Origin of the sequence: Paraburkholderia sp. J76 (assembly GCF_905220295.1) — a bacterium.
Classification (GTDB): Bacteria; Pseudomonadota; Gammaproteobacteria; order Burkholderiales; family Burkholderiaceae; genus Paraburkholderia.
In genome coordinates this window covers 141,159-166,742 of sequence record NZ_CAJMZJ010000005.1, presented here as the reverse complement: position 1 = coordinate 166,742, position 25,584 = coordinate 141,159, and the positions used below count along the sequence as shown (strand labels likewise).

The window sequence follows — 25,584 nt, the reverse complement described above, 5'->3', positions numbered from 1 at the left end:
GGACACAAGGGACTCAGGTCACGCGTCATCGCGACGCGGGCAATAGATTGCGAAACGACCTGCGCCGATTCGCGAGCCATAGCCTTCGAAACCTGCGTGCCCCGCTTTGTGATCGATCTGGGCACGGACGTCGGGGCGCTCGACACCCGTGAGCACTGCACCGATCACCCGGTTGTCCTCCGCAATGAACGCGATTGGGGGAACGTGTCGCGTCTGCGCATCAAACGCCCAACCGTGGAACCGGACGTGTCGCGGATCGCTTGCAACCGGCGTGACCGTATCAACGCTGCCGAGGCACGGGATAAGTTCACGTGTTGGCACAGGCTTACCAATCCATTCGCGCGCCATTTGCATGCTCGGTAACGCAAAGATCGAAATGTCGTGTTGAATTGCACTGGCGGCGATCTGATGAATGAGTTCGACGTGGATCGCGTCGTTTTGAGGATAAACGCGTCCGATGACCTCCCGATCGTCTATGCCGGTGTTTAGCGCCAGGGCCGCTTGCATCCTTTGGCGCGCGACCTCGGGTCCGGTCTGCCCGATGGCGGCCCACTGAGATTTGAGCATCAGGAGCGGCGCGAGTACCAAAATGACACGGACCACAGGAATAGTCGCAGCCTTTGCGCGGTGGACATAGACGAACAAGAGAAACATCGCGGAATACAGCAAGAGAATCGGCGTTTCGTATCGTGACGAGAGTGCGGTATCGATGCCATAGCCGCTACGCCCAACGCTCGCCGCCGCTCCTGCCGCGCCCACGTGCGCCATGAAGAGTAGCAAGGCAAGGTAAAAAGGGTGGCGGACACTACCGCATAGCCACTGGAACGCGAGGAACGCACATGCGCCGATCACAGTTGCGCCTGCCAGCATGGCGAGCAGCAGCGAATGGGAGATCACACCGACCGGGCTGCCGAGGAATATCAAAAGGAATTCCGCCATGCGCTTGAGCGGTGCGCTTTGGTGATGTATTGCGCCGTAGTGGTAGCTATACGCCGCGAATGTCCCAATAGCCACGGTGATAAGGCACAGCATGTGACGCCAGATGCAACGTTCGCTCACTGCGAGCATGACAACGAGCAACGGCAGAGCGAGCAGTCCGTTGGCCATCGTGAAGGCAGAGAGCGCGGCGAATACGACCGCCCATACGAAGCGACTGGCCGCGTGCGGCGTTTCGAGCCACGATGCCATACAGAGCAGGCTTGCGAGTGGCAGCAAGTAAGCAAGGTAGAACTGGCTTTGAAACCCCCAATTAATGTTTTCCGACTGCAGCCAGGAAAAGCAGGGAATCGCCACAAACACACAGCAGAATATAAAGAGCCGCCGCTGCTCCACCAATAGTGATCGCGCGGCAATGCACAGGCAAAGCCAAAGCGCTCCCATCAAGCACACGTTTACGGCGATCAGAAAGATCGACAAACCACCAAAGAAGCGGTAGTCAAGCCAGAACAGCGCATACGAGATCAGGATGTGGTGTTCGTTCGCCTGATCCAGGAACGCCGACCAGCGCCCGTCGAGGATGTCCGCATAGAAGTGGACGGTGTGTTCCCACATATCCCAGAACGGAACCGGAGAAAACCAGCGTACGGCGCCTACAATTGTCGAAAGGATAAAGAGGGCAGGCATCACGAAAAGCCACGCGTCCCGGCGCGATAGGGCGTGTGTAGGTTTGCGGCTGTCCGTGCAAACTTCAGATGGGCTTAAATCTGTCAAATTTCAGTTCCTCAAGACGGATAGGGGAGCCGCGCGTGCACACAGCGACCGTTGCATTGAGTCGAGCGCGATATCGCGTCTGGATTGCGCGAATGCCGCAGGCGGATCGCGCCCCTAACATCGGGAGATACGTGTCGGCTCGCCGGCGAATTCGTGCTCGCCAGCCACTGTATGTCCCTAGCAGTATAAGTGCAGCGAATGCGCCAGAACTACGTTCGTGTATCCTCCGCCCAAGCGAGATCGCCTGCAGCGATCGCCGACGGGTCTACGCCCGCATTTACGGGAGATAATAGCCCGATCGCCGTTGAGGAATTGGTGAACTATCACATGACGCCATAGGATTTGTTGCACTGAATGGACATCCGGCCTGCTGCCGGAGCGGTGGTGGTAGCAACCCTGCATGCCGTTGGCGAAGTCCAGGCCGCATGCATATCCGGGAAGTGGTTGGGGCGACAACGTGAGCTATCGAGTCCAAATTCCTCGGCATCGGCTTGGATAGCCACTCCGACGCATTCTGTGTTGGCTTTCATTGTGTATATTTTACCGTTTAGCGGGGCTTGTTTAAAGCGCGGCCGTTGGTCGTGGTATCTTTCGCGCTTCAAGCAAAAGGTGACCAAAGATGGAACCACAACCGGTAGGCACGCCTACTTTAAAAAATACAGCCACAGGCGAGCGGGCTCATGCACTGCGCATAGCTTCATATGCACTTTGGTTACTGAGCATCGTCGCCACGGCGTTGCTGCTCATACCATTTTCGCCGGAAATGCCCACGCCCGGCCTCGATCCATCGTGGCGGCTGGCATTGAATGTGGCAATAGCGAAAGGGCTCGTCTTCGGCAGGGATCTCATCTTCACGTTCGGGCCGCTTGGATCCGTCTATACGACGGTTTATAGCCCGGAGACGAACGCTCTCACAATGAGTGCGAGTGTCGTCTATGCAATTGGCTTCGCGTCAATTTTCGGGCTCGCGGCATATCCACGGAGGCTTCTCATTGGAGTTGCTCTGCCGCTTCTTGTGACAGTTAGCATTTCCCGGGACTCATATTTCATTGCGATGCCGTTGTTGCTTCTCCTCGGTATCGTGCGTATCTGCTCTCTTGAGAATTCCGCATTACATCTCCGCGCGACGCCAACCGTAAAGGTAGTACTCGTCTTGGCGACTATCGCGCTGGGCATGACGCCGATCATCAAAGGGAGTTTCATCGGCGTTGTCATTCCAATTGCCGGACTCTCTTTCGTCGTTCTGGCCCGGAAAAATTTTCGTGCAGCCGTCGCCTTCGTAGTGTTGCTGGTCGTATCACTCAGTGGCTGGTGGATAGCATGCGGTCAGCCCATCGACGCTCTTCCGAAGTTCTTCATCGCCCAGTCGCCGATCATCTCGGGCTACACAGAAGCAATGTCGTACAACGCATCGACGATCGATCCGATACGCTATGTTGTAGCGTCTGCATTCATTTGCGTCATCAGTTGGGGGGCTCTTAGAAAGGAAGAAAGAATTCCCGCCTATGCATTGATCGCGGGTACGGCGTGGACATTTTTCGTCGCATTCAAGTCTGGTTTCGTGCGCCATGATGGACATGTCTGCATTGCCGCCGGGACGATGCTGTTTATCGCGTTCGCAGTGACATGTTTCGCTCCCAAGACATGGAGCCTCGCGGCATCAGTCATTTCGATTGTTGTCGCCGTTTCGGTTGTAAGAGCAGTACTTCCCGTGGATTGGCCTTTTCTGGTGCAGCGCGTTGAGACCATATCAGCCTCGACGGCTAATGGAATTCGGCTTCGCCTGAAAAACGATTCGGAGTTGCAGCAGGCATACGTTGATTCGCTTGCGGCGATTCGCAAGTCCGGCCCCCTTCCAAATGTCTCGGGAACTGTCGACGTCTATCCAGTGGACCTCGCTGCTATTTTCGCCAACGGGCTCGCCTGGTCAGGCCGCCCTGTGTTCCAGAGCTACTCTGCCTATACACCGGCCCTGCTGAAGCTCAACGCAGACCATCTTCTCGGTGCCGCCGCGCCACAAAACGTGTTTTTTACGTTCGGCCCGATCGATCATCGGTTGCCGACACTCGATGATTCGACCAGCATAATCGCGCTTCTGTCTCACTATCGGGTTGCAGGCTATGAAGATTCATATGTCCATTTTGTAAAATCTGCCTCTGCCAACGGCACACGTCTCGCCGACCAGTTGGCGCACAGTGAAGAGATTCAGTGGGGGCAAGATGTTGCAATCCGAGAAAAAGGGCCTCTGTGGATCAGTATTGACATGCGGCGCTCATTATTGGGGCGCGCCGCCGAGGCGCTGTTCAAGTTGCCGCTTATGGAAATCGATCTAACGCTTGCTGATGGGACTGTTGTGCGGCATCGGTACGTCCCTGAAATTGGGAGAGCTGGATTTATCATCTCGCCATACATGACAACTGGGATGAATCTGGTGGATCTCGCGGCCGGCATTCCAGACGCGCAATCGGTTAAGTCGTTTAGGCTTGTGACGCGATCCCCGATGTTCTGGCGACAGGAAATTAAGGTAACGATGACGCCCATTGAGATCTCTCCGCAGAAAGACGCCAGAGCGACTATTCTCGCTATGCCCCAAGCGTCACAACCGGCTGGCTTAGAGGGTCAACCGCTACGCGAGACGCAATGTGCAATCGATCTCATCAACGGTGCCTCATATCAAGGTAGCACCGTGCGAGCGACTAGCGCATCGACCTTAAGCGTGATGGGATGGATTGCGACACCAGACGGTAAGTTGGCATCGGATTTCCGGGCATGGTTCGTCTCAACATCTGACTCGGGTAAAAAGCGGTACTTCCCGGCGAAGCGCCTCCCGCGCCCCGATGTTGCTAAAGCTTTCAATCGTTCGGATCTGGTCGATAGTGGGTACATGGCCACGCTTGATACCAGTACGCTCGAGGGACCACAAACCTTGGAGCTCGTTACTGCGTCGAAGACTGAGGCGTTCAGATGTCCATCTGTTCTGATGCTTCAATGATGAAGTCATAAACGAAAAAGCCGCCCTCGGGCGGCTTTTCCGTTTATCGGCTGGACGGTCGGCAGTCGGCCTCTCTCTCTACGGCACGCGCAATGTATTCACGCCGTGCTCGCCTGCAATGACCACTCCAATGAGTGGGCTAGATCACGGTCGCAATTGTCGGATCGTGTGGAATCCAAACGTACCACACGGTACAAAGATCCCGTGTGGTGAGAGGCATGTCACCACCCAGTCCCGTAAATCATGCGCGGGCGCCAATGATAACGGTTATCATTCTTCGCATTGCATCGGCTGGCTTCACAAGATATTTCGCAGCGAGGAAACTTACGGCAACATTCAGCGTGAAGAAAAAATACATGTCAGGCTTCTGCATTCCGCTCACGTTAAAGCGAGCGACCGAAAGATAGACCACCCAGTGGTGGACAAGAAACGCCAGAAACGACCACGCCCCTAAGCGGGCAATCGTATCCTGAACGTTTGAGCTAATGCGCACGAGGTTGCAGGCTGATCCAGTGATAGCAATGATGCCCCCACCCAATATCACTGCCGAAATTTCCTGCGGCAGCGAGGATGGAAGGTTCGGCGCGATCGCGATTGCAATAGCTCCAGATACTGCGCTCCACCACTTTCTGTCAAGCCGGTACGCCATATAGATCATGCCGAAAACGAAGTCAGGGAATCGGACGAGCGGATTGTGAAGTTGTGGCAACCATGTGACGTGGCGGCAAAGATATGTGGCCAGAATCGCGACCACAAAAGTGCCCCCAAATGTCCAGATCGGACTCTTTCGGACTTGTCCCGAAAGAAACGGGAAAAACAGATAAGTGATGAGAATGAAGCCGAGGAACCACTCTCCACACAGATAGTAGTAGTTGGTTATCAGATTACCTAGAAAACCATCGAGCCCAAAAATGGTGAGTAGAAGCTTCCATAAGTCACCATTTCCCTGCAGCGACTGTCGCAGGCCGAACAACACGACCGTAAGCGCCAGGTATGCAGTCCAGTAGGATGGGAAAATCGAGAGCGCGCGACGGCGCAGGAAACTGAAATAGCCCTCACTGGATCTGTCCGTAAGCATCAAGGATGCCCCTGAAAGCATTATGAAAACTGTCACGCCGATATCGCCGATCGCTTGCCCGAGTATCGTCATGCTGAAGACTGCGTTAGCCATTGGCGCCACTCTATGGACTTCGGCATTGAAGTGGTAGCAAATGATCATCACAAGGGAAAGCAGCCGTAGGACGTCGATAAAGAGTACTCGCCCCCTATGCCGATTTATGCGTTCAGATTCAATTTGCGATTTGCTAAGCTTAACGGTGGTCATTTCCATGTCTTTCATACCCTCCCCAGATTTTCTAGCTTTTTGGTGGTTCCGAAGTCTATCGCACAAGGGAACGTGATCAAGAGCAATCACCAGACGCCGCCGGCCACGTCTGTAACCTTTGGCCACCTGTGAGTTGTACTTTTTATTGTCCCAGCAACCTTCGTGAGCACCCAACGCATATTCAGCTTCCGGCGACGATTTAAGCCTCGTTAAGGTTTTGTCGGGCATTTCGGCTTCTTTAGTCTTATGGACTGGCCCGCTCGCTGCGGGTTGGATATGCGTTCAAGGGCATAGACGTCCCATCTTGAATTGCGCCGGAGATCCTCGGGCCCACGTGGTGGCAGCCTGCCAGGGGCGCGAAGTGTCACTTTTGGCAATCGCGCTGCACCACGAGATGAACGCGAATCTGCTACGGCGTTGGATAGAATACTCAGACGAAGCGAGCGTGTGCTCGCCACGCATAGCGACGTGCCGGTGCTGTCGGCAGAGGCGCCGGAATTCGTGTTCCGGTTGGGACACGAGGAACGCGCGCCCGGCGACGTCCGTCGCGCAGGCCAGTCAAGATCTGTTAGCTGGCCAACTTCAGAGGCAGCACAGGGTGTACTCCGTGAGTGGCGTGCATGATCCGCATCGATGAGTGCGTGGCAGGCAGTTGACCCACTAGCCATGCGGCTAGTGAGCGCCAAACGAAGCTGGCTTGTGTTGGCTCGAACCTCAATGCCCGAAACTAAACTTCTTATGCCCGATATAACTGCTAAAAACCGGCACGATCACGCCAACCAGGTGCGCAATATCGCGGTCATGCCACGTCATACCCAGCTTCGGAAACACGTAATAAGCAAGCCCCACGCTCACAGCCCACGTCTGCACCACCGCAACAAGATTAACAAGCGTGAAAAAGAACACCGAACGATGTGTCGACTGCTTGCTCTCCGTGAAGACAAACATCTTCGCGAGCACGAATGCCGTAATCATGCCGGCGATGTAAGCCACGACGATGGCCGCCGAATAAGGCATCCACAGGTTGAACAGGATGCGGCTGCTCCAGTTCACGGCGGCCGCAAAGCCGCCGGTGAGCAGGAACATCAGAAAATTCTTCGAAACGAAGCCGCTCCGGACCAGCGCGTGCGCTCTCGTCATACCATCCTCGCCATCTTGCGCGACAGCCCGATACTCTCAGAAATGCCGCGGTCCTCCGGATAGTAGTACGACGTATCAGCAACGAGCAGGCCTTCCACCGGCAACTGAATCGGCGGCAGCCGATCGAGATAGCCCGGTTCGCAGATCGGCTGCGCGAAACGATAGCGACTCGCGCGCACGTCAATGAAATCATCCGCCGTCAGCGCAGGATTGATCTTCATAAGATAGCGCTTGACCTTGTCGATGAACGCCGAGTCCGGTTCCTGATACTTCGGATGCTCGCCAGGCACGTAGAACGGCACATATACGACATGCTCGTTGAGCGGCCGCAGATTCGTGTACTCGACGATGCCGGGAATATCCATTTCCGGATCGTTTGTGTTGAGCCAGAAGTTCTCGGTCACGCGCTTTTTGAGTTTCGCGATCACACACACCACCGCGACGTTCTTCTTGTTGCGGAACGCGTCGAGAATATCCGTTGGCAGGTCGGGCATCACGTGCGGCACGTAAGGCAGCGGGATCGTGCTGATTACCTTGTCAAACGGGTGAAATTCGCCGCCGGCTTCAATGCCTTTGACCTTACCGCCTTCGATCACCACTTTCTGCGCTGGCACACCGAGCCGGAACTCGCCGCCATTCGCCTCGATGTAGCTGCGCATGCCGTTCAGGAGTGTGTCCGAACCACCTTCGAGATAGCCAAGCTTTTCGCGAAAGAGGTCGTAGCGCGAACGCCCGATACGGCGAATGCGGCTCCAGATCCACGCAGCCGAAAGGTTGTATGCGTAGTCGTAGAACTTGTAATCAAACAAGCGCCGCCACAGTACTTCCCACGCCTCCTCACCAATCCAGCGGCGAATCCAGCTCGTGGCTTCGACGTGATCGAGCGGCTTCCAGTCGTTGCGCTTCGTGGAGAGAAACGCGTGGAGGCCGTAGCGAAACTTCGCGCTAAGGCTCAAGCCTTTGAACTTGAGCAGCGCCATGGGATTGCCCCAAGGCTGCACGCGTCCCTGGTAGAAGTAGCCCATCTTCGTTTCGCACCACTTCATCTTGTCTTCGATGCCAAGCTCGCGCAGCACCTCGAAGAACGCGTGATCCGAGATCGCATGAAAATGGTAGTAACGCTCGATCGACAGCCCGCCAAAGTCGAAGCAGGCCGCCATGCCGCCCACGCGGTCGTCGGCCTCGAAGATGATCGGCTTACGTCCGTCCTTGACCAGTTGATAGGCAACGCCTAGACCCATCGGTCCGGCGCCGAGCACGGCGATACGTTCTGTACTCATGTGTCTTCAGAATTCCAGGGCGATGTGGCTGTAGGTCGGATCGTTGAACGTTTCGTCCATGGCTTTGGCAAACGGCGTGGCGCGAATGCCGAAGATGCCTTCCCAATCGATCACCTCGAACTCGTCGCCCGCAGTCAGGGCTTTTAGCTGGTCGGCCGTAAAAGGCGGGTTCTTGTCGAACACGGCGTAGATCTTCAGCAGTACGTAAAAGAGTCCATAAGGAATGCGTACGATCGCGCACCGTGCGCGCGTCGCGCGCTTGATCTGCCGGATGATGTCGATGTAGTCGACTTGCTCGAGGCCGCTGATATTGAACGCGCGCCCCTTGATGCGCGAATCGATGCTGCTGATGATGACGTTGCAGAAGTCGCCAACGTAGAGCGGCTGACGCATGTATTTGCCGCTGCCCGGAATCGGAAACACGGGCACGCGATGCATGAAGCGCGAGAGCCAGCCCAGGTGCTTGCGGTCGAACCAGCCGAACATGAGCGTCGGGCGCAGCACGACGCAACTGATGCCGGAGGCGACGACGATCTCTTCCTGTTCGCGCTTGGTTTGCGTGTACCAGTCATCGCCGACGGAGTTCACCACCGACGAACTGATGTGCACCGTGTGGGGTATGCCGTATTGCTTGATGACGTCGAGCACGTGGCGCGTTGCCACGATGTTGTTGCGTATGAAGGGCTCCTCGGTCGGGGCGCCGATCTGCGCTTGCAGCATGACGACGACGTCGGCGTCTTCGAAGTGCGTTGCCCATTCGCCGGGTTCGGCAAGATCCGCATAGATCGCCGTGATGTCCGGATGAACCTGGCGCAGGACTTCGAGGTTGGCTTTGTGCTTGTCGAGCACGACGAGATTGGTGTATCCACGTGCCTTGAGCCGGGCGACCAGATTTTGTCCGACCAAACCGGCGCCGCCAGGAAGAATGATGCGAGTCTGATTCATGCGTTAGCGATTTATTAAGTGTTGCCTACGTGAATTGCCGCTTGCGGGCCCTTAAAGCGACGCCCGTTTGAACGCGAATTTCGGTACCGACCGGATGATCAGCATGATCAGCGACCAGAACCATGGGGTGTAAAGAACGTCCTTGTTCTTCTCGATGGCGCGCGTAATGTCTGCGGCCACCTTGTCCGGGGTCGCAACGAGCGGGCCCGGCAGCGGCAGGCCCGCGGTCATCGGCGTGGCGACAAACCCCGGCTTGATAGTTACGACATGCGCGCCCGCCTTGAAGAGACGCGCGTTCAGACCCTCGCAGAATGCCGAGAGCGCGGCCTTTGCGCTGCCGTAGAGATAGTTTGACGGCCGGCCGCGATCGCCTGCAACAGACGAAATGACGGCGATCGTACCATGGCGCTGTGCCTCGACCAGATTCGCGATCGGCGTAAGCAGTCCGATGATCGACGTGACGTTGGTGTTGAATTCGCGCATCGCCACGGCTGCGTCGGCCTGGCACTGCGCTTGATCGGGCAGCGTACCGGGCGCGACGAGCACGATGTCGAGCGTGCCAAACTCGGCCTCGCAGCGCGCCAGCATGGCCGCGTGCTGGTCGACGTCGTTGATATCGAGTTCATGGCACGTCGCTGCTTTCGCGCCGCGCGCGCGGAGGTCGTCGGCGACCTGTTGCAGCCGTTCTGTGTTGCGTGCGACGAGAAAAAAGCTCGCGCCTTGCGCAGCCCAGCGACGGGCGCATGCCGTCGCGATGGCCGAGGTTGCACCTACGATCAGGATATTTTTCATGTTCGTGTCGTTCGCTCCCAAAACCTTGAAAGCATCGCCGGATCTCGAAGGGATTCCAGTTGCTGCCATTGCGGATAAGCGGCCCGGAAATCGGCGCCGGACATGTGGGCGTCTTTCGCCGGGTAGAGCCGGCCCCGCGCCTCGCGCACGATCGCATCGAGACGCTCGAAAAGACGCGCATTCTGCGCATCTCGTTGCGGAAAGTCGAGTGCGAGCGAGGTGCCCTCGCGCGGAAACGAGAGGAGCCCCGGCGAGGCGATATCGCCGCAGCGCTTGAGCACAGCGAGAAAGGAGCCGGTGCCGCTCGTCGCGATCGCTTCGAGAATTTCGCGGATGGCGTCGCGCGCGGCCTCGGGCGGTACCACGCACTGGTACTGCTGGAAGCCCTTGCGCCCGTAAATGCGGTTCCATTCGAGCAGGCTGTCGAGCGGGTAAAAATAAGCGTCGTAGCTCACTTTCGAGCGCCTCTCGCCGCTGCGTTGGCGGTGATAGTACGCGCCATTGAACGCACGCAAGGTCAACGAGTTGAAGATCGGAACCGGCAATGTTATCGGCACCGTTCGCTTCTTGCGGCGGTCGACTTCGAGCGGTCCGCCTCTCGCGTGGTCGCCGACCATGAAGATGCCGCGCCCAAGCGTCGAACCGCGGCTCTGACAGTCCACCCATGCCACGCTGTACTCGTGCAGCGGGTCGAGGCGTTCTGAAAGCGCGAAGAATTCGTCGAGGTTCGAAAAGCGGATGTTCGTCACGTCGATCAGGCTGGAACGGATCGGCATGAGCTGGATTTCCGCCCAAAGGATCAGCCCCGTGAGACCGAGTCCGCCGATCGTAGCCGCGTACAACTCCGCATTCGCGTCGGGTGCGCATTCGAGCAGCGCGCCATCGCTGCGGGCCAGTCCAAAGCGGCGCACATGGCGGCCGAAGGTTCCGCGCACGTGATGATTTTTACCGTGGACGTCGTTGGCGATCGCGCCGCCCAGCGTGGCGTATTTGGTGCCGGGGGTAACCGGCAACATCCAGCCACGCGGGATGGCGACGTCGAGGATCTGCTCGAGCGTGACGCCCGGCTCGGCGCGCAAGACGCCGGTTGTCCAGTCGGCCGCGATCAGGCGGTCTAGCGGCAGGGTCTGCAGCACGTGGTCGGAGGCGGCGAGGCAACTGTCGCCGTAGCTGCGTCCGTTGCCGAATGCGAGCGCGTTGCCGTTGGCTTCGATCACCTCGCGCCAGGTCGCGGCCGCGCGGTCACGCCAACCGATTGCGTGTGCCTGTTGCGGATGGGCCGGATAGCGGCCCCAGGACTGCACCGTATCCATCGCTCAGGTCGCCGCCCAGAACACGAGGCAGCACAGCGCCAGTACCGCAAGGCTTACGCGGTCGCGCGCGGCGAAGACGATCGGGTCGTCGTGCATCTGCCCACGGTGCGCAATGATCCAGGTGCGGCTCACCCAGTAAAGCAGCAGCGGACACGCGAGCCAGATGATTTGCGGATGCCGGTAAAGATGCGCCGTGTTGCCGTCCTGGATATACATCGCGAGCACGAGCACAGAGAGATAGCCGGACGCAGTACCGAGCGACGAGATGAGCGACAGGTCGCTCGCGAGATAGCCGCGGCCGCGCGTCTTGGCGAGCCCGCGCGCCTGCATCGAATAAAGCTCGGCGTAGCGTTTCACGAGCGCGAGGCTCAGGAAGATGAACATCGAGAACGCGAGCAGCCAGAACGTGAGGTGCCCGCCGATGGCGGCTGTTCCTGCGACGATGCGAGTGGTATAGAGCATCGCCAGCACGACGACGTCCACCATCACCTGGCGCTTAAGGTAGATCGAGTAGGCGAGCGTGAGCGCGTAGTAGGCGAGCAGGACGGCGGCAAAGCGCCATGGCAGGAAGAGCGCGGTCAGCACGAAGGCGCCTGCGAGCAGGACGGGAAAGAGTGCTATCCCCCAGGTGAGCGGCAGCGCGCCCGATGCCAGCGGGCGCTTGCGCTTGGTCGGATGGTGCCGGTCGTCTTCGAGATCGAGCATGTCGTTGAGCAGGTACACACTCGACGCACAAAGCCCGAAAGCGAAGAAAGCGATCAGCGCTGCAACGATGAGGTCGACATAGCCGAGCTTGTGCGCGGCAAGCAGCGGCACGAAGATGAGCAGGTTCTTCAACCATTGATGCAGGCGCAACGACTTCGTCCAGGTCTTCAGCGCCGGCGGCCGCGACTCGATGACGCGCTCGACATTGCCGATCTTGCGGGCGGCGCGCTCGACACCGCTTGACGGATTCACGACATACGCGCGCGCGGCGGACTGCCAGACCGCGATGTCGTCGTGCGAATTGCCGGCGTAGTCGAAGTTCTTTTCGCCGTATTCGGCCACGAGTTTGTCGCGTTTGCGCTGGGCGGAGAGATTGACGCCGTCTGCGGTTGCGAAGGTCTGTTCGAAGAGGCCCAGATGGTCTGCGATGGCGTGGGCGTAGCGCTCGTGGCTGGCGGTCGCGAGCACGAGCGGGCGCCCGGCTTCGCGCTCCTCCTTCAGCCAGTCGAGCACCTGAGCGTCGTAGGGCAGGACCGTGACGTCGACATTGGTGTTTTCGGCGAGACCGGCCTTCAGCGCGGGTTTGCCGCCGCGCGCGAGCCACATGAGCGGGCGGTAAAACCGTAGTGGCGCGGATTTGAGGTACGCGAATCCCGATTCGATCAGCACATCCGATCGAATCAATGTGCCATCCAGGTCAACAACGAGTGGTCTGCTGCGCATACAGTCGGCCAGTTGGCAATGGGTTTGTAGAATTTGGTTTATTGAGCGCGCCTCGATCCATTCGAATCCCGCGCCGTTTTCAAGCCAGGAATTTTACCCGGAACTTGCGACCCCGTTACAGGCAGTATTCATGCAGGTGGTAAGGTCTTGACGGCGTCTAAGGCTCCCACATTGGGTACGTCGCAGTATCGACCGGTATCGAGCCTGCCAAATAGCCGAATTTCGCTATCCGTCGGGCGCCTGAAAAAACCTGTCCAGCCGCCGTAGCCTTCTTTGGACCCGGTAACAGGTGCGAGATCCGGGCGTCGTGCGCCGGTGATGCCCGTACCCAGTACCTTCCCGGACCGATCGGCAATTACGATTGACGAGACGTATCGCTTGCCGGCCGGGTCGTAAAGCCATCCGGTGGCGGCGAACCGGTCGGGGTTGGCGGTCGCTCTAATGCTGTCAATCTTACCGATGCAATGGGCGCTCGCGGAGACATCCTCTGGCGGCACCGCATAGTCGGGCTGGTCCGCGGCGAATATGGAGAGCCCCGCAGCCTGCGCGCGCGTGGCAACCGCCTGTAATGCCGCGGGGTTGGGGTAGATGACGGCGGTATAGGAAGCGTCGTAGACGTTTGCGCGCACCGCCAGTCCCGCCACGCGCTTTGCGTATAGTTCGCGCTGAGTCGAGTGGAAGACCATGCGCTGCGCAACCATAATCATGACGAGCATGAACGCGAAGCCGCCGATGATCCAGCGCCGCCTTTCAGGCCGGGTCTCATTAAGCCAAAGAAAAGCGAGGAGTGATGCGGTCATCAGCAATGGCCCGGTCGTGTAGCGCGACAACGTTGCGGTGTCGACGCCAAAGCCAATTCGCCCGACAGCGGTGACGAATGCGCTTGCGCCGATGAACAGGCCCATGGCCAGCAGGGCCGAGCCGATGACTGCACGGCGTCGCCGGGCGATCCATAGCGCATAAATCAGGCTCGCCAGTACGACTGCGCCCCAAACGGCAGTCAGCGACATGCCCAGGCAGCCCCAGATCGCCGGCGAGCCAAGTTGGAGCAGTACGTAGAGCACAACGCCGAGAGGATGGTGGTCCATTGCGTCGCGCAGTCCCCCGCTGGGCGAATTCGAATGCCAACCGGTGAAGTAGGTTAGCCAGATGGTCAACGTCGCTAGTGCCATCACCAGAAGACGCACGCGCGTGGTGCGGAGGTATGCAGCCTGAACGGCGAGCACCGGCGCGACGAGGACGCCGCTCACCATCGACAGCGCCGCCATGACCGCGCCACCGATCGCAAGCGCGAACCATCCGGCCGAAGACGCGCCGGCGCCGCGCAAGCGGGCGCTTTCACTGAGATCGAGGGCGTCGAATGCGCAAAGCCCGAACAGGTAGACGGCGAACCACTGGTTCTGGAAACCCCACGTAAAGTTCTCCGCCTGCATCCAGGCGAATGCAAAGGCAAGCACGCCGCCGGCCGCAATCATTCGTGACGCGCGCGTATGTCTCAGATTTCGGCTCGTTATCCGATAAAGCGAGAGGGCGATCAACCTCGCCAGGACTATGTTGGCGGCGAGGTCGAGCAGGTTACGCCCGCCGAGGTAGCGCACGTCCGCGAAGAAGATAAGCCTTGAAAAGAACAGGCGATGCTCGTTGTGCAGACCAAAAAACGCCGCCCAAGGATGTTCGAGTGCGTCGAGGTAGAAACCGAGCGTGCCGTCCCACTGGTCTCCGTAGGGAACCGGGGAAAAGTGGAAAACAACTCCGACCAAGGTCGTCGCGAAGATCGTGGTGCCGAGCAAGAGTACAACTGCCGGCCAGAAAATGCGGTTTTTTGTCAGAGGTTTCAAACAGGATCCGGCAGAGTTTTCATTTTGTTTCCAAAGTCTGGTGAACGGGGCAAATCCACAAAGAACTCTGGCAATTACACGGAATGCCCATCGGCACCTTTGCGGGTCAGGCGGCCCCGCACGGCCGCTACTGTACTATTCGCGGGCAGCCGCAGGCAACCTGGCGGCGGCGACATTAATTCTCCTTGCGTTGCCTTACCTGCGTAACAAATAGAAAAGCCGGTTGCCTGAAACGGCCATTTTCAGCAAACTAGGTGTTTTCAATCGACCCCGTTTAGTCGGACGGCCCCAAATGGTGCCGAATCGTCGCGTTTCCAGATGATAGTGAGTGCGGTATCCAGCATGGATCACGGCGTGGTGTCCGTATCGGTGGTCGTCTTTCACCCAGACCAGCAGTTGCTGGCGCGGACGTTTGCCAGTCTCGCGCAGGCTGGCGTCGCGTTGGCCCAGGCTGCTCCGGGAGTGTCGATTCACCTGTATCTCGTCGACAACGGCGGCATGCCCGAGATGGGTGCCAGTCTGGCCGCGCTGTCGCAAGCAGGCATCGCCTGCACAGTGATCGCCGGGCAGGGGAACGTCGGATACGGGCGCGGTCACAATCTGGCGATTGAACGCGCGTCGAGCCGCTATCACCTCGTGCTCAATCCGGACGTGGACATCGATTCCAGTGCGTTGGCCGAGGCGGTGACGTTCCTGGAGGCGCATCCCGAAGCGGGTCTGCTTACGCCGGCAATCGTCGACGACGCCGGCCAGCTTCAGTACCTTTGCCGCCAGTATCCGACCCTCGTCGATCTGTTCGTTCGCGGCTTCCTGCCGCGCGCCGCGCGCCGGCCCTTCGAGTCCCGGCTCGCCCGCTACGAGATGCGCGCGCAGATCAACGAGCGTGACGTCATTTGGGATCCACCGATCGTAAGCGGTTGCTTCATGCTGTTTCGCACGAACGTGCTCAAAAAACTGGCGGGCTTCGATGCGCGCTATTTCCTCTACTTCGAGGACTACGACCTCAGTCTTCGTGCTCACGATATTGCGCGTGTCGTCTATGCGCCGTCGGTGCGGGTGCTGCACCATGGTGGGGGCGCCTCGCGCAAGGGATGGGCGCACATCCGGATGTTCCTCGCGTCGGCGTTCAAGTTTTATAACCGCTTCGGGTGGAAGTGGCTTTGAGCAGCGTTCTTGTAACCGGTGCGAATGGGTTCGTCGGCAGAGCGTTGTGCGCGGCGCTCTCCCGACATGGCCATGATGTGACTGCGTTACTGCGGCGCGGCAACGCCGGGCTTGACGTGGGGCGCGAGTGGCAACACGAGGCGGCGGACTTCCTGGGACTGCAAGAGGCATGGCCGAGCGATTTGTCTCCCGATTGCGTCGTGCATCTGGCTGCGCGGGTTCACGTGATGCGTGACGACGCTCCCGATCCGTTGGCGGCGTTCTATGCCACGAATGTTGAAGGCACGCTGCGCGTTGCACGCGCGGCACTGGCCCGGGGAGCCCGGCGCATGGTTTTCGTAAGCAGTATCAAAGCTGTGGCGGAAGGGGACGGCGGCGTTGCGCTGGCGGAATCCGTGCCACCCGCGCCGCTCGACCCGTACGGACTTTCGAAGCGAGCGGCGGAGGAAGCGCTCGGGCGCCTGGGTGAGGAAACAGGGTTGGAAATCGTGGTCGTGCGGCCGCCGCTCGTTTATGGCCCCGGAGTCGGCGCCAACTTTTTGCAGATGATGGACGCGCTTTGACGTGGCGTGCCGCTACCGCTCGGTTCGGTGAATGCGCGGCGCAGTCTCGTGTACACCGAAAACCTGGCCGATGCGCTCATGCATTGCGCTACCGACCCGCGCGCCGCCAACGGCTGCTTCCACGTTGCCGATGCCGACGATCTTTCGGTTGCCCAGTTGCTGTGCGGTCTCGGCCGCCATCTCTCGAAGCCGGCGCGCCTGATTCCCGTTCCGACGAGGCTGCTGCGCGCCGCCGGGGCGCTAACGGGCCGCGCCGCCCAACTGGAGCGTCTGACCTCCAGCCTGCAAGTCGATACGTCACTGATTCACGAACGACTTGGCTGGCAACCGCCGTTTTCCGTAGAGGAGGGGCTGGAAGCGACGGCACGCTGGTATCGTGCGACGCATGGAATTCGCGGAGACCGCACAAGTTGATCATGCATTTACCGATTTCGTCACCGTTGAGCGCTGTGTGGATTGCCCTGGCTAGCGGCGTGCTGTGCGCTGCCATCCTCGCGTTTCTGCTTAAAAGCGGTCTTGCATGGCGGCTTGCTACGGATATTCCCAACGAGCGGTCGCTTCATGTCCGCCCCACGCCGCGAGTGGGAGGTTGGGGCCTGGTGCCGGTTTCGGTACTGGCTATTCTGGCTTTGGCGCCTGCGCTACGGTTGATCGCACTTGGTGCGGCACTTCTTGCCGCCGTTTCCCAGATCGACGACCGTCGCGGCCTCCCCGCGCGCGTACGCTTTGCTGCGCATTTTCTTGCAGTGGTGGTTTTGATCGTCGTTTATCCGGCTGCGGTTCCCTGGTGGTGCCTGGCGGGTCTCGCGTTTTTGCTGTTGTGGCTTGTGAATTTGTACAATTTCATGGATGGCGCCGACGGCCTGGCTGGTGGAATGGCGCTGTTTGGTTTTGGCGCGTATGCGGTCGCGGCGCTCATTGGACCCGCTCCGATGCCCGAACTAGGCTGGGCTTGTGCCGCAGTCGCCGGCGCTGCGGCGGGATTTCTGCTGTTTAATTTCCATCCGGCGAAGATTTTTCTGGGTGATGCCGGGTCAATACCCGCCGGCTTTCTCGCTGGCGCGCTAGGCTACTGGGGATGGTGTAGAGGCACTTGGCCTGTCTGGTTTCCGGCACTCGTGTTCTCGCCGTTTATCGCGGACGCTTCCGTCACGCTGCTCCGGCGACTTTTACGCGGCGAAAAGTTCTGGCAAGCGCACCGCGAGCATTACTATCAGCGCATGGTGCGCTCGGGGACGGGTCACTTAGCGACAGCTCTCACGTGGTATCTGGTAATGTTTTCGGGCACGATACTTGCGGTGTATGCCTTGAATCGCTCCGAGGCTCTGCAGTGGGGGATTGTCGCAGGCTGGGCCGCCGTACTCGTCGCTATGGGTGGGGCAATCGATGCGCGCTGGCGCAGTTTTCAAAATCTAAGCAGAAAACCAGAGGTCGACGCTGATGCTTCGCAATAAAGCCTCCTGGCTCTCGTTCAGCGCCTTTCTGTTCGATATCGGCGCGGTGACCGCTGCCTGGCTGACGGCCTATCTCCTGCGCTTTAACGCGACTGTTCCGCCTGAGTTTTGGCATGGCGCCGTGAACACGCTGGTCTGGGTGTTGCCTGTCTATGCTGTGATGTTCCGTATATTCGGCCTGTATCGGGGCATGTGGGTCTTCGCTAGCCTGCCGGATCTCATGCGTATCTCGAAAGCGATTATTTCGGCCGCGTTGATCGTCATGATTGGCTCGGTCATGCTGCAGCCCACGCCGATCATTCCGCGTTCTGTGTTGATCGTTTCGCCGCTCCTGGTATTCTTCGTCATGGGCGGTTCGCGGGCGCTCTATCGTGCGACCAAGGAGTTTTATCTCTATGGTGGTCTCGTCGCGCAGGGCAAGCCCGTGATCGTCATTGGCGCTGGCGGGGCGGGTGCGAGTCTCGCGCGCGAATTGTCGCGTTCCCCGGAGTGGCGCCTCGTTGGCCTGCTCGACGACGATGCTGCGAAGCAACGGCGCGAAATCTATGGCTACAAGGTTTTGGGTCCGATCGACGACATAGCACATTGGGCGCAAGCGTCACGCTGCGAATTCGCCATTATTGCCATTCCGTCGGCGTCGGCTGAAGTACAGCGGCGTGTCGCCACCCAATGCGTTCGTGCAGGCGTGAAAGCGCTGATGCTGCCTTCATTGACGGACCTCTTGCCTGGTCGGGGCTTTCTTTCCCAGGTTCGCAACATCGACCTCGAAGATCTGCTCGGCCGCGACGCGGTCAACATCGACACACCGCACGTCGAGGCGCTGTTGAGCCGCCGGGTGGTGATGGTGACGGGCGCGGGTGGCTCGATCGGTTCCGAACTGTGTCGGCAGATTCTTCGTTTCGCGCCCGCGCAACTTGTCGCGCTGGATGTGTCCGAATACGCGATGTACCGGCTCACGGAGGAAATCCGTGAACGCTTTCCCGAGCTATCCGTGGTGCCTATTGTGGGCGACGCGAAGGATGCGCTACTGCTCGACCAGGTGATGGCGCGCTACACGCCTCATATCGTCTTCCACGCTGCCGCGTACAAGCATGTTCCGTTGATGGAAGAACTCAACGCGTGGCAGGCGATCCGTAACAACGTGCTGGGCACGTACCGCGTGGCGCGCGCTGCGATCAAGCACCAGGTGAGGCACTTCGTGCTCATTTCGACCGACAAGGCGGTCAATCCCACTAACGTGATGGGCGCGAGCAAGCGCCTCGCGGAGATGGCTTGTCAGGCGCTGCAGCAGTCGAGCGAACGAACCCAGTTCGAAACCGTGCGATTTGGCAACGTGCTGGGCAGCGCGGGCAGCGTGATTCCCAAGTTCCAGCAGCAGATCGCGAAGGGCGGTCCGGTGACGGTCACGCACCCGGAAGTCACGCGCTTTTTTATGACGATTCCCGAGGCGTCGCAACTTGTGCTCCAAGCCTCGAGTATGGGACGTGGCGGGGAGATTTTCATTCTCGATATGGGCGAGCCGGTCAAGATCGTTAATCTGGCGAAAGACCTGATTCGTCTTTATGGCTACTCGGATGAACAGATTCGGGTGGTGTTCACGGGTCTGCGACCCGGTGAGAAACTCTACGAAGAACTGCTTGCTGACGATGAGACCACCACGCGCACGCCGCACGCGAAGTTGCGTACGGCGAAGGCGCGCGAAGTACCGGATAATCTGCTGGACGAATTGCTGCCGTGGCTCATGCAGCACCGTGTGCCGGGCGATGACGAAGTGCGTCGTGACTTGCGGCGCTGGGTGCCGGAGTATCAGCCTGCGGTCGCGCCGACGTTGCAGAGTGTGGGAACGCTGTCGGCCCATAGCAGAGAGATGAGCAATCGTGCTTGAGTGCGACAACCATCCTGCTCGTTAGATACAAAGCCGGAACTTCTCGAACCTCGAACACTGATGAAATTAAGTCTTTTCAAAAAACCCGCAGTTCCCGCAGACTCGCAACTGCCTTTCCTTCCCGTGTTTGTAGGCGGTCCTCCGCGGTCCGGAACGACCATCCTGCACGCGATGATCTGCTCCTCGGACAAGTCGAATGGTTTCATTAACGAGTGCAGCTATTTTACGGCGTTCATGCACCCGCTTCAGATCGGCCTCAATACGTTCGAGGCGCATACGCGGCATTATTTCGACTCGCGAGAGGCATTAATTCGCAATCACGCGGGTATTCTCGAATCGGAGCTTGGCAAGATCTGGGTGCGCACCGGCAAACCGGAAATTCTCGCGCTGAAAGATCCGATGCTCACGCCGTTGTTTCCGCTTCTCGGTGAAACGTTGTCGTACGCCAAATTCGTGGTGTCCGTTCGCGATCCTCGCGCGACGATTTCGTCGCGCATCGAGGTAACGGAGCGCGAGCATCCGGGCGTAGCCGTGACGGACCAGCAGGTCGAGGCGTTCTGTCGCGAGTACGTCCACATGTACGGCATGATCGCCAATGCGCGAGCGATGCTTGGTGAGCGCCTGTGCCTCGTCGATTATCGTGATGTGGCGGGCGGGCGGGCGCTCGATCAACTGACCGCCTTCGGCCTCGGCACGCTGGACAGCGAGAGAATCTGGGCGGAGCCGATCAGCAATCCGCGCGAATACGCCGGCGACGTATGGGCAACGGACCTCCACGGCCGACAACCGTCGCTGGATTCCGTCGAGCGGTTCCGGCAGCATCTGAGTCTCGCCGTTGAGCAGCGCATCATGGATATGTGCGGCCCGATCGCACGCGAGCTTGGTGCGATCTAAACGATAGTGGCCAAATGGTTTCCGCGTGAAACTAGCCGTGGACAGGACGCTGTTCGAACGACACTGACCGCAAGGTACGCTCAAGGAGAGAATGTGCACTGGGAAAAACTGGGAATCGTCTACGCACCGGATGAACGCACCCCTTGGGCCGCGTCCCATGCAATGGTACCTACGCCATTTCGTCTAAACGACGATACGATTCGTGTTTTCGTCACGCTTTGCGATAGCAATTTCGTCGGTCGCCCCGCGTTTGTGGATGTCGATGCGCGTGACCCCAGAAAGATTCTCCGCGTGGCATCGCGACCCCTCATTGACATTGGGGTACCCTCTGCCTTCGACGACAATGGCGTGCTCACGTGTAGCGTCACCCGGCTCGCCGACGGCAGGATCTTCATGTATTACGCCGGCTTCGAACTCGGAGTTAAGGTGCGGTACAAACTTTTCACCGGACTCGCGGTCAGCGGCGACGATGGGGAGACTTTTGAGCGCGTACAACAAACACCCGTGCTCGAGCGCAGCGAAAACGAGATGACATTCCGGGGCGGCCCCTTCGTGCTTCGCGAGGACGGCGTGTTCAAGCTCTGGTACGTGGCTGGCTCCGGCTGGGAAGTAATCGACGGGAAACCCATGCCGGTCTACGTGCTCAAATACGTCGAATCCAGCGACGGTGTGCACTGGCCCAAGGAAGGTCGTACTGTAATGGACCTCACGGGCAGCGACGAACACGGCTTCGGTCGCCCTTGGATCAAAAAGACTGCGGACGGAAAGTACCAGCTCTACTACTCGATCCGCCGTCGTTCCCTGCGCGCTTACCGACTCGGCTACGCCGAATCGGACGACGGCATACATTGGCTGAGGAAAGACGACGAAATGGGGCTCGACGTCACGCCGGGGTCATTCGACTCCGACGCGATCATGTACTCTGCCGTCATCACTGCGCATGGGCAGACATATTGTTTCTACAATGGCAACGACTTCGGACGGGACGGCTTTGCCGTCGCCCGTTTGACCGACGGTCAGACCAGCGCTTAAAAAAATCCATGGCAAACGTTTCCGACTGCATTCTGCTCGACTTTCGGCAAATTCATGACGAACGCGGGTCGCTTACGCCAGTCGAGAGTGGAAAAGACATCCCGTTTGCCATCCGTCGTGTTTTCTATCTCTACGATGTGCCTGCAGGCGTCGAGCGAGAGGGGCACGCATACAAAACGCTCCAGCAAGTGCTGATCGCGATTTCCGGCCGCTGCGTGGTCCATCTGGACGATGGCGTAAACCGGCGTGAAGTCACGCTGCAGTATTCGCATACCGGGCTCTATATTCCCCCGATGATCTGGCGCCGGATCGACAGTTTCGCGTCCGGTTCTATGTGCCTGACGCTAGCATCCGACTTTTACGATGAGGGCGACTATTATCGCGAGTACGCTGCCTTTCAGCGTGCAGCAAGTGTTCAAAGCTCAGGGTGACGCGGGCAAGACGCTCGCCCCTCCTACTTCGGTAGCCGTAGCGGAGCGTCATATAATTGGCCTTCCCTGATGATGCCTCTGGGACACGCGTGCGCGACGATTGTCTAAGGGCGCCTGTCCCCGAACGAACCTTTATGGCCAGCGTACATGATTGCCGAATTCTGCGATTCCCGCAGATCCACTCTTCTTCGGGCACGCTTACGCCGATCGAGAACTTGCGCCACGTTCCGTTCGAAATCCAGCGCGTCTACTACCTTTACGACATCTCACAGGGCGCATCTCGCGCGGGGCATAGCCACAAAAACCTCCAGCAGGTACTCATAGCCATGTCGGGTTCCTTCGAGGTTCATCTCGACGACGGCCGCGAAAAGCGCATCGTGCGTATGAGTCAGCCGCAGGAGGGCTTGTATATCCCACGCATGATATGGCGGGAAATCCACGACTTTTCGTCGGGCGCCGTGTGTGTGTCACTCGCTTCGCTCCTTTATGACGAAGCGGACTACTACCGCAACTATGACGACTTTCTGCTTGCGGTACCGGAGTGAGCATGAACACTATCCCTTTTCTCGATCTCTCCGTCACGCATGATTCGATTCGCGAGGAACTCGACGCGGCGTATCACCGGGTCATGCACTCGTCACGATTTATTCTCGGCGACGAAGTGGCCGCCTTCGAGCAAGAGTTCGCGAAGTACTGTGGCGTTAGCCAATGCATCGGTGTCGGCAACGGGCTTGATGCGATCCATCTCGTGCTTCGCGCGCTCGGTATCGGGCCGGGCGACGAAGTGCTCGTGCCGTCGAACACCTACATCGCGACATGGCTAGCCGTGTCTCAGACCGGCGCCACGCCGATACCGGTCGAGCCGCTAGCCAGCACCCACAATATTGACCCCGAGGCGATCGAGCGAGCGATAACGTCTCGTACCCGCGCGATCATTCCTGTGCATCTGTACGGCCAACCGGCGGACATGGCGCCGATTTGCGAAATCGCGCGTCGCCGGGGCCTGAAGGTCGTTGAGGATGCGGCTCAGGCGCACGGCGCACTCTACGATGGACAGCGCGCCGGTTCGCTTGGCGACGCCTCTGCGTTCAGCTTCTATCCGGGGAAGAACCTCGGCGCGCTTGGTGATGGCGGTGCGGTAGTCACGCGTGACGAGGCGCTTGCGGAGCGAGTCAGGACGCTGGCTAACTATGGCTCGAAAGTGAAATATGTTCACGACGTCAGCGGTTATAACTCGCGACTCGACGAATTGCAGGCGGCATTCCTGCGCGTCAAGTTGCCTTACCTCGACGAATGGAACGCGCACCGCCGGATATTAGCGGATCGCTACGTTGCCCGGCTTCGCGATGAAGCCATTGGCTTGCCGGTCGTCATCAACAAGGCGTTGCCGGTTTGGCATCTCTTCGTTGTTCGCGTGCGGGAGCGCGCGCGCGCGATGCGCCATCTGCATGAAGCCGGCGTTGGGGTACAGATTCATTACCCGATTCCTCCGATGCGCAGCGGTGCGTATCAGGGGCACGCTCGGACCATGGAGCCATGCGCCATTGCCGACGCACTGAGCGAGGATGTGTTGAGTCTTCCCATTGGCCCGCATCTTTCCGCGGCGCAGGTCGATAGCGTGTGCGAGTTGCTGCGGGAAGCGATAGGGTCCCCTGAATAACGACCCGTCGCCCCGTGCACCATTGAGAGCGCCGTCTTCAGAGCGCCAGTTCGTAGAAGTCGTGGACGACCGCCCTGGCGCCGAATCCTTCTTTCTGCTCAATCAGGCCGACATTCAGATATCTGCCGTTGTCTTCGTTTGAAATGCCGAAATCGAAAAAGGCGCGTTGCGCATAGTCGCGTTCGATCAGGGTTGCAAACAGTAGATCGAGTGCACCGGTTTCGCGACCGCGCAGGCTGGTGGAGATGTACTGCATGTGCGCAACGCGGCCCGTATCGAACACTACAACGCCCGCGACCACCTTGCCCTCTTCGAGGCAGACATGGAGGCGGATATTCTGCGGAAAGCGTTGCGCCAGCATCTGGATTTCGTCGAGTGTATGAACTGGCTTCACACCGTGCGCGGCGGCGAGGTTCTCTTCAAGGATGGCCCAGAACGGCCCATATTCGTTTGATGTCCTGATTTCGAGCGCGAGCTTGCCGGCCTGCGTGATCTTGCGCTGGCGGCGCTTCTGAAACGGTATGCGTGGTTCTTGCGCAATGACCGACAGCACATCGCGTCGTGTCAGCCGTGCATCAAGCCTGAACAACGCATAGCGGTCTTCTTCCGCGGGGTAGCGGTGGTAGATCGACGGTATCGTCTTGTACGCGAGCCGCTTGAAACCTTGTTCACGCAGATACCCCACTACGGCGTCAAATACTTCGAGCATGGTGGGGGTGGTCATGGATATCGAGGATATGACCCCGCCATAGGTTAGCCCACCGTGGCTCTGCAGCGTGCCGTCGTGCTGATTTGCCGGCAAGAGCGCCAGCAACGCCCCTTTGGCGTCACGTATAAGGAGGGAGTGATCGACGAAGCGCTCGCTGTGATAGTCCATGTAGTCCCGCGACAGCAGAAATGTTGCGTTTCGGGACTCGCTAACAAACTGGTCCCAGCGCGCTTTGTCCTCCCTCATGTAGCGGGTAATCTTGATCACTGCCTGATCCCTGGTGTTTTCATACGACATCGCGATGGCCGGTGAGCGTTGTGGCTCGCGTCGTGGTGTTCGTCGTGGCGAGGCTCAGGTCCGGATGCGATTGAGCCGGCGCGCGCTGCCGACCGGTTCGCCGGCCGTGCCGCGCATCACTTTGTCCTCTTCGACATCACTGGCGACCAAAGCGCCAGCGCCAATCACGCAGTCGGCCCCTACCCGAATGTTGTTCGCGAACGTCGCGTTGACTCCAATAAAACAGTTTGCACCAATCTCCACAAATCCGGAAACCACTGCGTGAGAGGCTACGAAGCAGTTGTCGCCGATGACCGAATGATGGCCAATGTGATTTCCGCTCCATAGCACGACGTTATTGCCGAGTTTGGAAAACGGCTGCACAACATTGTTCTCGAAGATGAAGCAGTGCTCTCCCATTTCGACGTTGCGCCACACGAACGCCTGGCTGCTGATGTACGAGGCCGGGCGATACCCTCTTGATTTCGCCTCGGCGTAGAGACGTGTCCGAAGCCGGTTGAGTTGCCCGTAGGTGACGGCCGCGAAGAAGTCATGGGTTTGTGGTTCGAAGTGCACTTCGATAGACTCGAATGGTACGACGGGCAGGCCGAACAAATCGGTCCGCTTCAGGAAGGTCTGTTCGACGGCAAATCCCGCAACTTCGTAAGGAGAGTCGTGAGTGAAGTACTCGTACGCAATCTCGGCGAATGCCGAGTCTCCAAGAATCACAACTTTTTTTGTCTTTTGCATCGCG

General features: G+C 59.0%; 20 protein-coding genes and 1 pseudogene. 10 read left to right on the top strand and 11 right to left on the bottom strand.

Features of this window, described 5'->3' with window-relative positions; translation table 11 throughout:
• Positions 1 to 18: 18 nt before the first annotated feature.
• Positions 19 to 1,626 carry a hypothetical protein gene (locus tag U5768_RS12035; protein ID WP_322030621.1) on the bottom strand — a complete coding sequence of 536 codons (1,608 nt, stop codon included), beginning with the start codon at positions 1,624 to 1,626 and terminating at the stop codon, positions 19 to 21.
• Positions 1,627 to 2,329: 703 nt separating this feature from the next.
• Between U5768_RS12035 and U5768_RS12030 the strand changes: the two genes are divergently transcribed.
• Entirely contained in the window at positions 2,330 to 4,702 is a 2,373-nt protein-coding gene (locus U5768_RS12030) for a hypothetical protein (protein WP_322030620.1), read from the top strand.
• A gap of 241 nt (positions 4,703 to 4,943) precedes the next feature.
• Here the strand turns inward: U5768_RS12030 and U5768_RS12025 are convergent, their stop codons facing one another.
• The 8 genes from U5768_RS12025 to U5768_RS11990 all read right to left on the bottom strand — a co-directional run bounded on the left by U5768_RS12025 (position 4,944) and on the right by U5768_RS11990 (position 14,762).
• A complete protein-coding gene (locus tag U5768_RS12025) occupies positions 4,944 to 6,254 on the bottom strand; it encodes an acyltransferase (protein ID WP_322030619.1) in 1,311 nt (436 codons plus the stop codon).
• A gap of 486 nt (positions 6,255 to 6,740) precedes the next feature.
• On the bottom strand, positions 6,741 to 7,166 hold the full coding sequence (locus U5768_RS12020) for a GtrA family protein (protein WP_322030618.1): 426 nt from the start codon (positions 7,164 to 7,166) through the stop codon (positions 6,741 to 6,743).
• Complete coding sequence (locus U5768_RS12015; protein ID WP_322030617.1) at positions 7,163 to 8,446, bottom strand: NAD(P)/FAD-dependent oxidoreductase; 1,284 nt, start codon at positions 8,444 to 8,446, stop codon at positions 7,163 to 7,165. Before U5768_RS12015 ends, U5768_RS12020 begins: the two co-directional genes overlap by 4 nt.
• Positions 8,447 to 8,452: 6 nt before the next feature.
• Positions 8,453 to 9,391 (bottom strand): NAD(P)-dependent oxidoreductase, encoded by a 939-nt coding sequence (locus tag U5768_RS12010; protein ID WP_322030616.1) that lies wholly within the window; start codon positions 9,389 to 9,391, stop codon positions 8,453 to 8,455.
• A 51-nt stretch (positions 9,392 to 9,442) separates the two neighbouring features.
• Positions 9,443 to 10,183 carry an SDR family oxidoreductase gene (locus U5768_RS12005; RefSeq protein ID WP_322030615.1) on the bottom strand — a complete coding sequence of 247 codons (741 nt, stop codon included), beginning with the start codon at positions 10,181 to 10,183 and terminating at the stop codon, positions 9,443 to 9,445.
• A complete protein-coding gene (locus U5768_RS12000) occupies positions 10,180 to 11,496 on the bottom strand; it encodes an FAD-binding oxidoreductase (protein WP_322030614.1) in 1,317 nt (438 codons plus the stop codon). The genes U5768_RS12005 and U5768_RS12000 overlap by 4 nt, the downstream gene beginning before the upstream one ends.
• A 3-nt stretch (positions 11,497 to 11,499) precedes the next feature.
• On the bottom strand, positions 11,500 to 12,924 hold the full coding sequence (locus U5768_RS11995) for a UbiA family prenyltransferase (RefSeq protein ID WP_322030613.1): 1,425 nt from the start codon (positions 12,922 to 12,924) through the stop codon (positions 11,500 to 11,502).
• A gap of 128 nt (positions 12,925 to 13,052) precedes the next feature.
• On the bottom strand, positions 13,053 to 14,762 hold the full coding sequence (locus U5768_RS11990; protein WP_322030612.1) for a hypothetical protein: 1,710 nt from the start codon (positions 14,760 to 14,762) through the stop codon (positions 13,053 to 13,055).
• 342 nt (positions 14,763 to 15,104) lie between these two features.
• Here U5768_RS11990 and U5768_RS11985 point away from each other — a divergent pair, with 342 nt between their 5' ends.
• From U5768_RS11985 to U5768_RS11945, 9 genes and pseudogenes are all read left to right on the top strand, one after another.
• Complete coding sequence (locus U5768_RS11985; RefSeq protein ID WP_322030611.1) at positions 15,105 to 15,926, top strand: glycosyltransferase family 2 protein; 822 nt, start codon at positions 15,105 to 15,107, stop codon at positions 15,924 to 15,926.
• Positions 15,923 to 16,903: pseudogene (locus U5768_RS11980) on the top strand (NAD-dependent epimerase/dehydratase family protein). The gene U5768_RS11985 and the pseudogene U5768_RS11980 overlap by 4 nt, the downstream one beginning before the upstream one ends.
• A 2-nt stretch (positions 16,904 to 16,905) precedes the next feature.
• Positions 16,906 to 17,943, top strand: coding sequence for a glycosyltransferase family 4 protein (locus tag U5768_RS11975; RefSeq protein ID WP_322030610.1), 1,038 nt, complete (start codon positions 16,906 to 16,908; stop codon positions 17,941 to 17,943).
• The gene (locus U5768_RS11970) at positions 17,930 to 19,828 is read left to right on the top strand and encodes a nucleoside-diphosphate sugar epimerase/dehydratase (RefSeq protein ID WP_322030609.1); all 1,899 of its coding nucleotides are present in this window, start codon (positions 17,930 to 17,932) and stop codon (positions 19,826 to 19,828) included. Before U5768_RS11975 ends, U5768_RS11970 begins: the two co-directional genes overlap by 14 nt.
• On the top strand, positions 19,829 to 20,722 hold the full coding sequence (locus U5768_RS11965) for a sulfotransferase (protein ID WP_322030608.1): 894 nt from the start codon (positions 19,829 to 19,831) through the stop codon (positions 20,720 to 20,722).
• 93 nt (positions 20,723 to 20,815) lie between these two features.
• Positions 20,816 to 21,754 (top strand): hypothetical protein, encoded by a 939-nt coding sequence (locus U5768_RS11960; RefSeq protein WP_322030607.1) that lies wholly within the window; start codon positions 20,816 to 20,818, stop codon positions 21,752 to 21,754.
• 8 nt (positions 21,755 to 21,762) lie between these two features.
• A complete protein-coding gene (locus U5768_RS11955) occupies positions 21,763 to 22,185 on the top strand; it encodes an FdtA/QdtA family cupin domain-containing protein (protein WP_322030606.1) in 423 nt (140 codons plus the stop codon).
• Positions 22,186 to 22,319: 134 nt separating this feature from the next.
• Positions 22,320 to 22,730 (top strand): FdtA/QdtA family cupin domain-containing protein, encoded by a 411-nt coding sequence (locus U5768_RS11950; protein ID WP_322030605.1) that lies wholly within the window; start codon positions 22,320 to 22,322, stop codon positions 22,728 to 22,730.
• Between the two features lie 2 nt (positions 22,731 to 22,732).
• Positions 22,733 to 23,845: a DegT/DnrJ/EryC1/StrS family aminotransferase gene (locus U5768_RS11945; RefSeq protein WP_322030604.1), complete on the top strand. Its 1,113-nt coding sequence runs from the start codon at positions 22,733 to 22,735 to the stop codon at positions 23,843 to 23,845.
• Between the two features lie 37 nt (positions 23,846 to 23,882).
• On the opposite strand, the gene U5768_RS11940 is transcribed toward U5768_RS11945, so the two are convergent.
• Positions 23,883 to 24,821 carry a GNAT family N-acetyltransferase gene (locus U5768_RS11940; RefSeq protein WP_322030603.1) on the bottom strand — a complete coding sequence of 313 codons (939 nt, stop codon included), beginning with the start codon at positions 24,819 to 24,821 and terminating at the stop codon, positions 23,883 to 23,885.
• Positions 24,822 to 24,905: 84 nt separating this feature from the next.
• Positions 24,906 to 25,580 (bottom strand): acetyltransferase, encoded by a 675-nt coding sequence (locus U5768_RS11935; protein WP_322030602.1) that lies wholly within the window; start codon positions 25,578 to 25,580, stop codon positions 24,906 to 24,908.
• Positions 25,581 to 25,584: the final 4 nt, after the last annotated feature.

What these genes read in the sequence shown, in the direction of transcription:
- U5768_RS12030 (WP_322030620.1), top strand. Translation starts at nt 2,330, where the DNA reads ATGGAACCACAACCGGTAGGCACGCCTACTTTAAAAAATACAGCCACA.
- U5768_RS12025 (WP_322030619.1), bottom strand. Translation starts at nt 6,254, where the DNA reads ATGCCCGACAAAACCTTAACGAGGCTTAAATCGTCGCCGGAAGCTGAA.
- U5768_RS12020 (WP_322030618.1), bottom strand. Translation starts at nt 7,166, where the DNA reads ATGACGAGAGCGCACGCGCTGGTCCGGAGCGGCTTCGTTTCGAAGAAT.
- U5768_RS12015 (WP_322030617.1), bottom strand. Translation starts at nt 8,446, where the DNA reads ATGAGTACAGAACGTATCGCCGTGCTCGGCGCCGGACCGATGGGTCTA.
- U5768_RS12010 (WP_322030616.1), bottom strand. Translation starts at nt 9,391, where the DNA reads ATGAATCAGACTCGCATCATTCTTCCTGGCGGCGCCGGTTTGGTCGGA.
- U5768_RS12005 (WP_322030615.1), bottom strand. Translation starts at nt 10,183, where the DNA reads ATGAAAAATATCCTGATCGTAGGTGCAACCTCGGCCATCGCGACGGCA.
- U5768_RS12000 (WP_322030614.1), bottom strand. Translation starts at nt 11,496, where the DNA reads ATGGATACGGTGCAGTCCTGGGGCCGCTATCCGGCCCATCCGCAACAG.
- U5768_RS11995 (WP_322030613.1), bottom strand. Translation starts at nt 12,924, where the DNA reads ATGCGCAGCAGACCACTCGTTGTTGACCTGGATGGCACATTGATTCGA.
- U5768_RS11985 (WP_322030611.1), top strand. Translation starts at nt 15,105, where the DNA reads ATGGATCACGGCGTGGTGTCCGTATCGGTGGTCGTCTTTCACCCAGAC.
- U5768_RS11975 (WP_322030610.1), top strand. Translation starts at nt 16,906, where the DNA reads ATGCATTTACCGATTTCGTCACCGTTGAGCGCTGTGTGGATTGCCCTG.
- U5768_RS11970 (WP_322030609.1), top strand. Translation starts at nt 17,930, where the DNA reads ATGCTTCGCAATAAAGCCTCCTGGCTCTCGTTCAGCGCCTTTCTGTTC.
- U5768_RS11955 (WP_322030606.1), top strand. Translation starts at nt 21,763, where the DNA reads ATGGCAAACGTTTCCGACTGCATTCTGCTCGACTTTCGGCAAATTCAT.
- U5768_RS11950 (WP_322030605.1), top strand. Translation starts at nt 22,320, where the DNA reads ATGGCCAGCGTACATGATTGCCGAATTCTGCGATTCCCGCAGATCCAC.
- U5768_RS11945 (WP_322030604.1), top strand. Translation starts at nt 22,733, where the DNA reads ATGAACACTATCCCTTTTCTCGATCTCTCCGTCACGCATGATTCGATT.
- U5768_RS11935 (WP_322030602.1), bottom strand. Translation starts at nt 25,580, where the DNA reads ATGCAAAAGACAAAAAAAGTTGTGATTCTTGGAGACTCGGCATTCGCC.